The sequence below is a fragment of the Pseudomonas sp. AGC41 genome, assembly GCF_057334555.1.
Window position 1 is genome coordinate 189,099 of sequence record NZ_JBHFJB010000039.1, and the last position, 11,188, is coordinate 200,286.

An 11,188-nucleotide genomic window follows, 5' to 3' on the forward strand; every position below is an offset into this window, starting at 1 on the left:
CCCCACAAAAGCATTTGGCAGAGCTTAAGCACAGCGTCCGCATATTTATGCAAAACAGCATTTGTCTTCCACGAAAAGAACAAGCATTATGCGCGTTATGCAAAAACGCAACGTTTCTACCGTATTAAGAGCATTGCTCGATCAGCACGGGATCTCCCCCACGGAGCTTCACCGGCGTACCGGCGTGCCTCAGTCCACCCTCTCGCGGATCCTCAGCGGCAAGATCGTCGACCCTTCGGATAAACACATCTCGAAGATCGCTGAATATTTCGCCGTGAGCACCGACCAGCTGCGCGGGCGCGTCGGCGTTGCGCCTGCCGGCAACAGCAGCCGCGAAGAGCCGCATTCCGAACTCAAGGACATAAGCCTGTGGGACGACGAAACACCCGTCGAGGAAGACGAGGTGTCCGTTCCTTTTCTGCGTGAGGTTGAATTGGCTGCTGGATCAGGAAGATTCGTCATCGAGGAAAGCGAGCGCTCAAGCCTGCGTTTCGGCAAGCGCAGCCTGCGCCATAACGGCGTGCAGTTCGACCAGGCCAAGTGCGTGACGGTGCGCGGCAACAGCATGTTGCCGGTGCTGCGCGACGGCGCCACGGTCGGGGTGAACGCGGGCAAATGCGGGATCGGCGACATCGTCGACGGTGACCTCTACGCCATCAATCACAACGGCCAACTGCGGGTGAAGCAGCTTTACCGCCTGCCAACCGGCATCCGCCTGCGCAGCTTCAACCGCGATGAGCATCCGGACGAGGACTACACGTTCCAGGAAATGCAGGACGAGCAGATCGTCATCCTCGGTCACGTCTTCTGGTGGGGCATGTACGCCCGTTAACCCCTCCACTGTCAGATAAAAACCCGCCGTCGTGCGGGTTTTTTTTCGCCTCCTGAAAGCCTTCAACCCCGGTACTTACGCGGTTTGCATGCATTTGCGCATTCATTGCGCATAAATAAATGCATTTACGCATTGACTGTATATGCATCCATGCATATTCTGTGTCCAAGCCGCTCGACAAAGCGGCTGGCAACAACGCTCTTTAGTTCCACCAACAGGCAGCGATGAACCGGCCTTAACGGTTCAGAGGGTTGGCAACTGACCCGGGTGTGCAGCGTAAAGCACCAGAAGCAGTTATCCGGCGGGCAGGGACCGCGGTCGGAGGAACAATTTGAATGGATCCGTACCGCGCCAGTCGCGCCGAAAGATCAAGCGCATTACTGAAAAGCCTGGGCGACCGGGCTTTTTGGAATGCCTGTGCCGCGAGGTACTTCATACCGCCGTCAATGGGATAATGCTGGGGCTTTTTGTTGGGATCGAAAAAAGAGAGGGCGACTCCAGAGGGTGCTGTAACACCCAAGGGAGACGCCAGATCGCAGATGTACCCTGCAGCCAAGCCCCTCACCGCTCGCGCGAGCGGGGCGGAGCCCAGCAGAAAAGACAAGGCTTTGCAGATGCTTAAAGATTACAGATGTGGAAAATGCAACAGACTACTGGCCCGCGTGGGCGAGTACACCCAGCTCCAGATCAAATGCTCCCGATGCGGGACCTTGAATCATGTGAGGGCCATGAGCCTCGAGCAATCGCCATTGAGCGACATGAATGCGGAATACTCCGCAAAAAATCATTCGACTCAATAGGTGCGAAAATGCCCATCGAACTCCCTGTAACAGTTGTATATGCGTATCCAGGCCCTCAAACGACCTACTCCACTGACGACGGCTGGGACAACCAACTCAGCTTGCTCCCACAATATGTCCGCGAAATTGAGGCTATTCCGATCGCTGCACCCGCTCTCACACTTAATGGCGAGGCTGTATGGGCGGCTGCGTCGGCCGCCGACGCTCATAAGATGATGGTTGAGATTGCCAAAGGGCTTAGCAATCAGCCTATTCATACGGTTCGCACTCAATTGGGCATTCATGCCTATGCAAACTATATCTGGGGCGAAAATGGTCCGGCGGTTGGGAAATTTGGCCAGGCGCTTGACGGCTCGCTTGATCTCCAGCTTGGATACGGGCAGTTTCTGTCCGCGAATTCGATCAATTTCGGCGAGATTTTTGAGTCGCACACTGTTGATTTCTATGGTATCCCGACCATGCCATTCGCTGCATTGGGGTACTGGATTTTTGGCGGCGGTGTCCCTAGGTACGCGGATGTCCGCTCCTTGAATCTGGCGATTACGGTCGCGGATTTGAATCCAATTAAACAAATTTTGAACGATTCTGCTAACCAAGCTGGTACTTATCAGATTGCTGCTGCGCCATTCAGCTACAACTCTTTCAACAACGTCTCTGATTTGCCAGTAGCTTTAACTGTCGGGCGGGTCTCTGGTAACCTCACCGGCGCCCTGACGATTAATGCGGATGGGTCTTATTCGTTTTCAGGCTCTTACACCCTGAACGATGACAAATTTGATGCTGATCCGAGTAATCGTCCCTGGCTTCAAGAAGCATTGACGACCTTCTTGATGCAGATGGGTGAAACGTTCGGCCATGCCGATTACGTCATTCATTTCAAGGGCGCTCAACCGGTCAGCTTTACTGGAGTGCGGTAAACGATGATGAAGAAGGCCTTGGGGCTGACCTGTGCAGTCTGCGTTGTGTTGATGTCTGGCTGTGGCGAAAAGGATGCAGGTAGTTGTCCTGGCGCAGGAACCGAGGCTTTCTTCAAGAACGCGATTGATGCCTACTACAAGCGGCACAAGGAGCCGGCCGCGATTTCCCGATACAAGCTCGCGGAGCCTGGTCATTATGACGCTACCACCAACTGGTGGATGGTCCCGTTCGACATCGACGGGCAAAAGCTCCAGGCGCTTATCAGTTGTGATGGCCGACTTGAGATCACAGGAAGGTGACCCGAGATCGGTACAGTACAAATCCCAGAACCCCGGCAACCGCTGGGGTTTTTTGTTCTTTTTCTGAAGTTGGGGAATGCAGACCATCCCGCCAGAGTGATGCCAGCTTTCAATGACCTGACAATCGTTAGAACGCCGTTTCTAGCCACTTAGGGGGTCACACCGACCCACATCTCATTCAGTTTCAAACAACCTGCCCGCCCAATCTTAATCACCCCCAGGAAACGAGACATGACAAACGAGCAACAAGCGTTGCTGGACATGCCGATCTGGCTGGTCATCGTGCTCGCCCTGGTGGGCGGGGTGACTGGCGAGATGTGGCGTGCCGACAAGGAGGGCGCCCGTGGCTGGTCGCTGCTTCGGCGCCTCGCCCTGCGCTCCGGCGCCTGCATGATCTGTGGCGTCTCGGCGATCATGCTGTTGTACGCCATGGGCCTGTCGATCTGGGCCGCCGGTGCCTTCGGCTGCCTGACCGCGATGGCCGGGGCTGACGTCGCCATCGGGCTTTACGAGCGCTGGGCCGCCAAGCGGATGGGCATCAGTGAGCTACCGCCGCGCGATTCCCGTTCCGACCCACATTGATTTCCCACTGCTGATCTTCGTGCCGCCATAAAAAACAGGAGGCCTCGATGCCTGCCGTCCTCGAAAAACCTTCGCAGCTGTTGACCGCCATTGCCGAAACGTTGCGAACTGCCATGCCTGGCTTGAACGTCGGGAGCCTCCAGGATTTCAACGACATGGGCGACCCACCCTGGGTGTTGCTCGCCATCGAGCGTGATGCGCTGGGCCAGCGTTCCAGCGAAGGGCGAATCGCCCATGCCCTGACGGTTTCCCTGCAAGTCGTGTCGTCTGGAACGGCGTCGACAGCGTGCGATCTGGGCTGCGAAATGAAGCAGCGGGTCGTCGACAACCGCTGGAATCTGCCGGGTGATCAATGCGACCCGCCCACGAATATCGATGGCGTCGCGTCGACCTTCGGGAGCGAAACCCGCGCGTACGCCGCCTGGACCCTTTCATTTACCCAGACGCTGTACCTCGGCCCGACATTGCTGGAGGACCCGCTGGGTATCCCGAAATTCGCCCGTACCTGGGAAGTCTCGGACATCGACGACCCGGACCAATACACCGCACTCGAGGGCTGAGCCATGTTTGATGCGCTGCTACAGATGCATCTGGCGCCGATCATCGAGCGTTTGGCGCAGATGGAAACCGAGTTTGAGGACCTGCATCGGCGTGCAGAGAGTTTTTGCCGCATCGGCGTTTGCCAGGAAGTCGATGCGGCCAGCAACACTTGCAAGGTCAGTCATGGCGGGCTGGTAACGCCGGCGATCCGCTTTTTCAACCCGAGCGCCGGCGCCCAGAGCGAGTCGCGGATTCCGTCAGTGGGCGAGCAATGCCTGCTGCTTAACCATGGAGGCGGCGACAGCGGCGGACAGACGGTGGCGTTGTTCGGCCTTAACGGCGGCCAGTTTCCACCCGTCTCGACCCAGGCCTCGCTGACGCGTCGCCTCTATCAGGACGGCACGGAAAACGGTTACGACCACGCCAGCCATGTCCTGCATTGGAACAACGGCCCGGCGACGTTCAGCGGTTCCCGCGAATCGCTCCAGTTGAGCATTGGCCCGGCGCGATTGGCGATGACACCCCAGGCCATCGAGTTGCAGCTGGGCGCCGTCGGTTTGCGTATCGACGCGACAGGCATGCATTTCAGCGGTCCGCTGGTGGATCACCAGGGACGCGTCATCAGTACCGCATAAAGGATTTCCCATGATTGGAATCGATCGCAACACCGGCGCGACGGTCGACGACTGGCTGCAATTCGTGCAGCGCGCCACCCGGGCGTTGTCCACACCGTTGGGTACTCGTCAGAAGCGCCCCCTGTACGGCAGCGCCTTGACCGAGCTGCTCGGTCAAAACCTCGGTGACGACCTGCTGCTGCTCGCCCAAAGCCACGCAGCTCAGGCGTTCTACAACCCGCACAACGGCATCGACGATTTCGAGCCGCAAGTCATCGTCGCCAATCGACAGGGGGCTGGTTTGTTGTTGCGCTTCGCCGGCACCTGGAAAAACCGCAAACAGACCTTCGAGGTGGTGACATGAGCATGCTGATTCCCGGCCAGAACCAACTGGCCGAACCGGCTATCGTTACCGTCGAAGCGTTCGAGGACCTGCTCGCCGAGTTCAAGACTTTTGTGGTCGAGTACGTTGCCGCACGCTCTCCCGCAAGCGCCGCGAAGCTGGTGGACAGTCTCGAAAACGAAAGCGAACTGCTGACCCTGGCCCTCGAGGCGTTCTGTGTCCGGCTGCAAACCCACGAACGCAAATACAACGCCCGCATCAAGCAGATGCTGGCGTGGTGGGCCACGGGCAGCAACCTCGATGCGCGCCTCGCGGACATGGGGCTTGAACGTCAGTTGCTCGCCCCGGGCGACCCCGCGGCATTCCCGCCCATCGCCCCGGTCTACGAGCGCGACGAGGACGCCCGGTTGCGCTACTACCTGGCGCCCCACGCACCGGCGGCCGGTTCGCGCATGCAGTATCGGCGGGAGATTTTCACCCTGGGGCAACGTCCCGTCGTGAAAGTCGAAAGCGCCTCGGCGGGCGTGGTGACCGTCACCTACACCTTCGACCCGGATAGCCATGCAGCCCAGATCAAGGACGGCAACGGACGCCGTACCGCGCCCGGCGAAGTCACGGTCACGGTGCTGTCCCGAGAGGGCGACGGCACGCCGTCCGAGGCGCTGCTCGCCGGCGTTCGCGAGCATTTCGCCCGGCCCGATGTGCGACCGGAAACGGACCGGGTCATCGTCCAGCCCGCGCAGATCAAGAACTACAGAATCCGCGTCGTGGCAAAGATCAACCCCGGTCCGGATTCAGGCCTGACCCAGGCTGCCGCACAGCAGCAGTTGCGCGAATACGCCGAGGCCTGTCATCGCCTGGAAGGCCGCGTGGATCCGAGCTGGATCGACTACACGCTGCACAGCGCCGGCGCGGTCCAGCTTGAAATTCTCGAACCGCTGGAGCCGATTGTCACGACGGCTTTCCAGGCTCCGTATTGCACGGGCGTCGAGGTTGAGGTGGATACGTTATGAGTGACGACACACCTCGCCCGAGCCTGCTGCCGGCCAACAGCTCACCGCTGGAGAAGGCACTTGATCTCGGCTTCGCCCGGTTGCTCGAACGCATCGATCCGCCGTTTCCGAAGCTGATGAATCCGCGCGGAACGCCTTTGGCGTTCCTGCCGTATCTGGCGGCGGATCGTGGGGTCAGTGAATGGGACGCGGCAGCCAATGATCTGGAAAAACGCCTGACCGTTTCGTTGTCCTGGCAGATCCAGCGTCAGGCCGGCACGCGTCAGGCGCTGAATCATGCCGTCGAGTCTATGGGTTTTACGCCCCAGGTCGCCGCCTGGTATGAGCAACAACCTCTTGCTCAGCCCTACACCTTTGATGTGCAAGCGGTCATCGGTCGCAGTTGGTCCAGTGGCGATCACAATCGCTTGATACGGCGAATCAATGCCGCCAAGAGCGAGCGTGACCAGGCCACCATCACGCTTGTACATCAAACGAACGGCAGCCTGGCGCTGGCATCAGCCGCCGACAGAGCCTTGAGCGAAGGGGAACTGTTCCTGGACGGAGCGCTGCCATCAATTGACCTTGATGTGCGCCTTATCAGTACCGGTTTTTTTCAACCCTACACCATTAACGATTACGACCTCAGGGCGCAGCCATGACAGAAGACATTACGCGCTTGGTTCGCTTCACTTCCGCTGGCTTGGCCGAAGTGTTGCAGGCAAAGAACCAAGGCTTGAAAGGTGAGATCACCCACATCGGTGCCGGCACCGCTCGCTACGACCCCAGCGGATCGGAAACGGCGCTTCGCAATGAGCGGCAGCGGGTGCCGATCGTGGACTACGAAGACCTGGATCCAGGGCAGCTGAGAATGGCCGCTTTGTTTGAGGGGGCGGATGAATATGAGATTGGCGAGTTCGGTTTCTATCTGTCTACCGGCACGTTGCTAGCGGTGTATTCGGTGGCTGGAAAGTTGCTGACCTACAAAGCGGCGGCCGCGCGAGTATTGCAAAAGTTCACGCTGGATATTTCACCGTTGCCGGCGCAAAGCGTCACGGTGGTGGTGGGGTCCGACAACCTGAACATTCTACTGAGTGAAGAACTCGCCACGTTGGCTACCGCCAATATCGACAATATGGCGCGACACGTTGGCCTGATGTTTCGAGTGATGGCGCTTGAAGCTAAATAATCAATAGTACAAGGAACCTGAATGTGAGCCTGGAAACCACTATCGCGACGCTGGTAGCAGCGGCCAATAATTTGACCGCGGCGGTCAATGGAAAGATCGGCAGTATCAACAGCACCATGGCCACCGCACTGGAGCAGTTCAATGAATGGAGGAGTCTCAAGGACGTTGAAGGCGATCCAGCAGCGCTGGGGACGATTCGTCGTAACCTACTGCAAGGTTTTGTCTCGGGTACCGGAGGTGTACAGGGGTTGGGCGCGCAAGGTGATTTTGTGCTAACCGACTTGGGTACCAGCGCAAGCGTCTATATACATTTCAAAGTTCCGCTGAACATCAATGTGAACTCGGAAATGTTCTGGTTCAACATAAAAGGTTACAGTTACGGCACTGCAAAAATCATCGAAGAAACGCTGGTTGGCTATTGCTATCAACCCACTCGTACCCTGCAGAATGTTTCCACGTTTGGCAACATGACACCTGCTTGTTACGTTGATACGAACGGTAATATTGTGATGCGTATTCTGATTCCGAGTATTTATTACACCACTATACGTATCGACACCATGCGTGTAGGGAATGGCCGTTTGTTTAAACTGGGTGATTTGAAAACAAAACTATCGCTGGCTGAAACAGTGGTTTTTAGTTAAGGAGTTGATATGTCTGATATTGCTGAAGATAACAACACAGAATTTACGCTCGCTGTGCCTTTGCCTGATATCGAATGGGCTGCAGTTCGTACCCGTCGCGATCAGCTTCTGCGAGCGACTGACTTTACCCAACTACCGGATTACCCGGCCACTGCTGTCCAGTTAGCTCAGGTCACCGCCTACCGTAAGGCGTTGCGGGATATTCCCGAAACGGTGGAACATCCTGACCAATTGGAGTGGCCTGAGCCACCAACATTTCTGAAGTAACCCTCACCGCGAAAGCGGTTTTTTTTTGCCCGCACAGAGCCCCTTTAGATGGGGCTTTTGCGTTTTTGCCTCTGGAGAAACTCGCCAATGTCTATCCGCCAAACCTACACCGTGCTCCTTCCATTTCCTACCGGTGGCGGCCACTGGTCGAGCACCGGTCAGGAACTCGACTTGCTCGACGTCGAGGCCAGTGCCTTGCGTAGCGCCGGTCGCCTGGAACTGAAAAAAACCGAAGCCGTCGAGTCGGCTTCCACATCGACCCCGGCCAAAAAGGCCGCCACCAAAAAGGCTGAATAACCATGGCTGAGGTTTTGAACTTCGAGCACAACGGCATCACCGTCAATGCCACTGAATCTCCCGAGGCCATGGGTGGCCTGGGGGACAACGTCATCGGGCTGGTCGGCACCGCGCCGAATGCCAACGCGCTGATTCCGAAAAACACCCCGTTTCGCATCAACAGCTTCACCACCCAGGCCCAGTTGGACCCCACCGGTGCCGAGGCGGGGACGTTGTTCCACGCGGTCTATCAGATCCTCAAAGTGGTCAAGGTGCCGGTGTATGTGGTTATCGTCGAAGAGGGCGCGACCCTGGCCGACACGCAGAACAATGTAATCGGCGGCATCGAGGCGCAAACCGGACGCAAGTTGGGTCTGGCGGCGTTGAGTGGCGTCGCTGAGGACCTGACGATCATCGGCGCGCCTGGCTTCACCGGCACCAAGGCGGTGGCGAGTGAGTTCGCCTCGTTTGGCAAGCGCATCAAGGCCCGTGTGGTGCTCGACGGCAAAGACGCCTCGGTCGCCGATCAAGTGACCTACAGCCAGGAGCTGGGCGGCGCCGACCTCGGTTTCGACCGTTGCCTGGTGGTGCATAACATGCCGGCGGTGTACTCCAAGGCGGCGAAGAAAAACGTTTTCCTGGCGCCGTCGAGCCTGGCGATTGCCGCGCTCGCCAAGGTCAAGCAATGGGAGAGCCCGGGTAACCAGGTGACCTACGCCGAAGACGTTTCCCGCACCGTGGAATACAACATCCTCGACACCTCCACCGAAGGCGATCTGCTCAACCGCTACGGCGTCAGCTACTACGCCCGCACCATCCTCGGCGGCTTCTCGCTGCTGGGCAACCGCTCCATCACCGGCAAGTTCATCAGCTACGTCGGCCTGGAAGATGCCATCAGCCGCAAGCTGGTGAAAGCCGGCCAGAAAGCCATGGCGAAGAACCTGACCAAGTCGTTCATGGACCAGGAGGTCAAACGCATCAACGACTGGCTGCAAACCCTGGTCGCCGACGAAACCATTCCCGGCGGCAGCGTGTACCTGCACCCGGAATTGAACAGCGTCGAGAAGTACAAGAACGGCACCTGGTACGTGGTCATCGACTATGGCCGCTACGCGCCGAACGAACACATGATTTATCAACTCAACGCCCGCGATGAAATCATCGAGCAGTTCCTGGAGGATGTTCTCTAATGTTTACCAACCGCGTAAGACAGGCCATTGCGGCCACCCTGCAGGGCCTGCCGTTGTCGGCGACCGTGGAAGAATTCACGCCGCCAAAAATCGAATTCGAAATGGAAGAAATGCGCGGCGGGCGTTTCATCGGCGAGGAGATGGCCAAGAGCGGCAAGGCGCTGACGGCCAAACTGGTGCTGCAAGGTGTCGGTCCGGAAATCATGCTGGCGCTGGGCGTAAGCGTCGGTGACGACATCCTGCTGAACGTGCGCGAGGCCGGTCAGGATCAGGACGGCAACACCTGGTTCACCTACCACACGGTGGGCGGCAAGCTGAAATCCCTCGACGAAGCCGCCCTGAAGATGAACGAAAAACCCACCACCACCCTCGAGCTGGCCTGCCGCACCTATAACCGCCTGGAAAACGGCATCCCGGTGATCGACATCGACGTGCGCACCCAGAAGTTCGTGCTCAACGGCGTCGACATTCTTGGCGATGCGCGTCGCGCGGTGTTGCTGCCTTAAGTCAACGCCAATCCCTGTGGGAGCGAGCAGGCTCGCTGCCACAGCGGATCCCCGATTTTTCAAGGAATCGATTTCATGTCCTGGATGCCTCCTACCCATGAGCTGCTGTCACCGATCACCGCTGACGACGGTTCGCAGATCGAGCAGCTGCAACTCAAGCCGTTGTACTACGCCGCGCAAAAAGATGCCCTGGCCCGTGCCGGCGATGATGAAGACGACCAGTTTTTCGAGCTGGCCAAACTGGCGACCGGCCTGTCGGCCAAGGAGCTGGACCAGCTCAAGCGCCCGGACTACGTGAGCATTGCGCAATACGTGCATGAAATGTCCACGCGCCCGGCGTCCCATTTTCTGGGGCAGACCGATGGAGTTCCAGGCGATCCCGACCAGGTGCAATTGCTGCAACCGATCGATGTGGCGGGCCGCAGCCTGGCCTCGCTGACCCTGGAAATGCCAGTGCTGCGGGCCACCAAGGCGATGAAAAAACTGAAGACGGCCAAGGAACGTGCCGAGTTCATCACGGCCCATTGCACCGGCTTGATGCTGCCGGACCTGGCCTCGCTGAGCGTGCCTGACTGGACGCAACTTCAGGTACGCATCGACGATTTTTTAAACAAACCGGCGGACTTCTTTCGGAGCGCGACATCGAGGTGATCCTCGATGTGGTGCCGCTCATTTACCCGGTAAGTGAAGCGGAGATCCTGGAGTGGGACGCCGGCAAGGCCTTGCGCCGATACGACATCGCGATCGCTCGCCTTGGCGTGAAACAGGAGTAGAGCGGAATGGCGGACGATAGATATTCGCTCAGATATGCAGCCTTCGATGAAGGGGGCTTGGCGGCCGGAAATGCGGGCTTCACAACTGTGCCGACGAGCACGTCCAGGAAGCCGCAGCCGGGACTCGATCAGGCGCTGGAAAACCTCGGGCTCAAGCTCGGCTTGCTGACCACGGCAATCGAGTCGTTGACCCTGAAACTCTCGGCACAGCGCACGTTGTTTCAGGTTATGGGCGCCAGTGCCAAGGGGGATTCAGCCAAAGAGCCAAAAGCGACGTCGGGTCGTAGAATCGAACCACCGGAACTGCTCAAACCGGCGATAGCAATGGATTCGGCCATGGCCGATCTGAAGCAGGCCGGCCAGTTCACGCCACGGCAGATCCAGCAGATGGCTGAGCCAACACAGCGTATCGCCAGCGCGCCA

Annotated in this window: 17 protein-coding genes and 1 pseudogene; all 18 read left to right on the plus strand. The window is 58.3% G+C overall.

The window, feature by feature from the left end; all coding sequences use genetic code 11:
* Nucleotides 1–97: 97 nt before the first annotated feature.
* The gene (locus ACE04F_RS07840) at nucleotides 98–832 is read left to right on the plus strand and encodes a LexA family transcriptional regulator (protein WP_486105726.1); all 735 of its coding nucleotides are present in this window, start codon (nucleotides 98–100) and stop codon (nucleotides 830–832) included.
* A 608-nt stretch (nucleotides 833–1,440) separates the two neighbouring features.
* Entirely contained in the window at nucleotides 1,441–1,632 is a 192-nt protein-coding gene (locus ACE04F_RS07845) for a Com family DNA-binding transcriptional regulator (protein ID WP_486105727.1), read from the plus strand.
* 8 nt (nucleotides 1,633–1,640) lie between these two features.
* A complete protein-coding gene (locus ACE04F_RS07850) occupies nucleotides 1,641–2,549 on the plus strand; it encodes a lipid II-degrading bacteriocin (protein ID WP_486105680.1) in 909 nt (302 codons plus the stop codon).
* A 3-nt stretch (nucleotides 2,550–2,552) separates the two neighbouring features.
* On the plus strand, nucleotides 2,553–2,849 hold the full coding sequence (locus ACE04F_RS07855) for a hypothetical protein (protein ID WP_486105681.1): 297 nt from the start codon (nucleotides 2,553–2,555) through the stop codon (nucleotides 2,847–2,849).
* 231 nt (nucleotides 2,850–3,080) lie between these two features.
* Complete coding sequence (locus ACE04F_RS07860; protein ID WP_434656069.1) at nucleotides 3,081–3,431, plus strand: phage holin family protein; 351 nt, start codon at nucleotides 3,081–3,083, stop codon at nucleotides 3,429–3,431.
* Nucleotides 3,432–3,478: 47 nt separating this feature from the next.
* A complete protein-coding gene (locus ACE04F_RS07865) occupies nucleotides 3,479–3,991 on the plus strand; it encodes a hypothetical protein (RefSeq protein ID WP_486105682.1) in 513 nt (170 codons plus the stop codon).
* Nucleotides 3,992–3,994: 3 nt separating this feature from the next.
* Entirely contained in the window at nucleotides 3,995–4,606 is a 612-nt protein-coding gene (locus tag ACE04F_RS07870) for a phage baseplate assembly protein V (RefSeq protein WP_486105683.1), read from the plus strand.
* Nucleotides 4,607–4,616: 10 nt separating this feature from the next.
* Nucleotides 4,617–4,949, plus strand: coding sequence for a phage baseplate protein (locus tag ACE04F_RS07875; protein ID WP_486105684.1), 333 nt, complete (start codon nucleotides 4,617–4,619; stop codon nucleotides 4,947–4,949).
* Entirely contained in the window at nucleotides 4,946–5,941 is a 996-nt protein-coding gene (locus tag ACE04F_RS07880; protein WP_486105685.1) for a baseplate J/gp47 family protein, read from the plus strand. The genes ACE04F_RS07875 and ACE04F_RS07880 overlap by 4 nt, the downstream gene beginning before the upstream one ends.
* Complete coding sequence (locus ACE04F_RS07885; RefSeq protein ID WP_486105686.1) at nucleotides 5,938–6,582, plus strand: phage tail protein I; 645 nt, start codon at nucleotides 5,938–5,940, stop codon at nucleotides 6,580–6,582. The genes ACE04F_RS07880 and ACE04F_RS07885 overlap by 4 nt, the downstream gene beginning before the upstream one ends.
* Nucleotides 6,579–7,109, plus strand: coding sequence for a hypothetical protein (locus ACE04F_RS07890; RefSeq protein WP_486105687.1), 531 nt, complete (start codon nucleotides 6,579–6,581; stop codon nucleotides 7,107–7,109). Before ACE04F_RS07885 ends, ACE04F_RS07890 begins: the two co-directional genes overlap by 4 nt.
* 23 nt (nucleotides 7,110–7,132) lie before the next feature.
* Nucleotides 7,133–7,753, plus strand: a complete 621-nt coding sequence (locus ACE04F_RS07895; RefSeq protein WP_486105688.1) for a hypothetical protein — start codon at nucleotides 7,133–7,135, stop codon at nucleotides 7,751–7,753.
* A 9-nt stretch (nucleotides 7,754–7,762) separates the two neighbouring features.
* Nucleotides 7,763–8,020 (plus strand): tail fiber assembly protein, encoded by a 258-nt coding sequence (locus ACE04F_RS07900; RefSeq protein ID WP_486105689.1) that lies wholly within the window; start codon nucleotides 7,763–7,765, stop codon nucleotides 8,018–8,020.
* 87 nt (nucleotides 8,021–8,107) lie between these two features.
* Nucleotides 8,108–8,317, plus strand: a complete 210-nt coding sequence (locus ACE04F_RS07905; RefSeq protein ID WP_486105690.1) for a hypothetical protein — start codon at nucleotides 8,108–8,110, stop codon at nucleotides 8,315–8,317.
* Between the two features lie 2 nt (nucleotides 8,318–8,319).
* The gene (locus ACE04F_RS07910) at nucleotides 8,320–9,486 is read left to right on the plus strand and encodes a phage tail sheath protein (RefSeq protein ID WP_434656078.1); all 1,167 of its coding nucleotides are present in this window, start codon (nucleotides 8,320–8,322) and stop codon (nucleotides 9,484–9,486) included.
* Nucleotides 9,486–9,992, plus strand: coding sequence for a phage major tail tube protein (locus ACE04F_RS07915; RefSeq protein ID WP_486105691.1), 507 nt, complete (start codon nucleotides 9,486–9,488; stop codon nucleotides 9,990–9,992). The genes ACE04F_RS07910 and ACE04F_RS07915 overlap by 1 nt, the downstream gene beginning before the upstream one ends.
* Before the next feature lie 75 nt (nucleotides 9,993–10,067).
* Complete coding sequence (locus ACE04F_RS07920) at nucleotides 10,068–10,643, plus strand: phage tail assembly protein (RefSeq protein WP_486105692.1); 576 nt, start codon at nucleotides 10,068–10,070, stop codon at nucleotides 10,641–10,643.
* A 128-nt stretch (nucleotides 10,644–10,771) separates the two neighbouring features.
* Nucleotides 10,772–11,188 (plus strand): annotated as a pseudogene (locus tag ACE04F_RS07925) (phage tail tape measure protein); the annotation flags it as partial.

Excerpts from the sequence above, each read along its gene's own strand:
- ACE04F_RS07840 (WP_486105726.1), top strand. The coding sequence starts at position 98 with ATGCAAAAACGCAACGTTTCTACCGTATTAAGAGCATTGCTCGATCAG.
- ACE04F_RS07850 (WP_486105680.1), top strand. The coding sequence starts at position 1,641 with ATGCCCATCGAACTCCCTGTAACAGTTGTATATGCGTATCCAGGCCCT.
- ACE04F_RS07855 (WP_486105681.1), top strand. The coding sequence starts at position 2,553 with ATGATGAAGAAGGCCTTGGGGCTGACCTGTGCAGTCTGCGTTGTGTTG.
- ACE04F_RS07860 (WP_434656069.1), top strand. The coding sequence starts at position 3,081 with ATGACAAACGAGCAACAAGCGTTGCTGGACATGCCGATCTGGCTGGTC.
- ACE04F_RS07865 (WP_486105682.1), top strand. The coding sequence starts at position 3,479 with ATGCCTGCCGTCCTCGAAAAACCTTCGCAGCTGTTGACCGCCATTGCC.
- ACE04F_RS07870 (WP_486105683.1), top strand. The coding sequence starts at position 3,995 with ATGTTTGATGCGCTGCTACAGATGCATCTGGCGCCGATCATCGAGCGT.
- ACE04F_RS07875 (WP_486105684.1), top strand. The coding sequence starts at position 4,617 with ATGATTGGAATCGATCGCAACACCGGCGCGACGGTCGACGACTGGCTG.
- ACE04F_RS07880 (WP_486105685.1), top strand. The coding sequence starts at position 4,946 with ATGAGCATGCTGATTCCCGGCCAGAACCAACTGGCCGAACCGGCTATC.
- ACE04F_RS07885 (WP_486105686.1), top strand. The coding sequence starts at position 5,938 with ATGAGTGACGACACACCTCGCCCGAGCCTGCTGCCGGCCAACAGCTCA.
- ACE04F_RS07890 (WP_486105687.1), top strand. The coding sequence starts at position 6,579 with ATGACAGAAGACATTACGCGCTTGGTTCGCTTCACTTCCGCTGGCTTG.
- ACE04F_RS07900 (WP_486105689.1), top strand. The coding sequence starts at position 7,763 with ATGTCTGATATTGCTGAAGATAACAACACAGAATTTACGCTCGCTGTG.
- ACE04F_RS07905 (WP_486105690.1), top strand. The coding sequence starts at position 8,108 with ATGTCTATCCGCCAAACCTACACCGTGCTCCTTCCATTTCCTACCGGT.
- ACE04F_RS07910 (WP_434656078.1), top strand. The coding sequence starts at position 8,320 with ATGGCTGAGGTTTTGAACTTCGAGCACAACGGCATCACCGTCAATGCC.
- ACE04F_RS07915 (WP_486105691.1), top strand. The coding sequence starts at position 9,486 with ATGTTTACCAACCGCGTAAGACAGGCCATTGCGGCCACCCTGCAGGGC.
- ACE04F_RS07920 (WP_486105692.1), top strand. The coding sequence starts at position 10,068 with ATGTCCTGGATGCCTCCTACCCATGAGCTGCTGTCACCGATCACCGCT.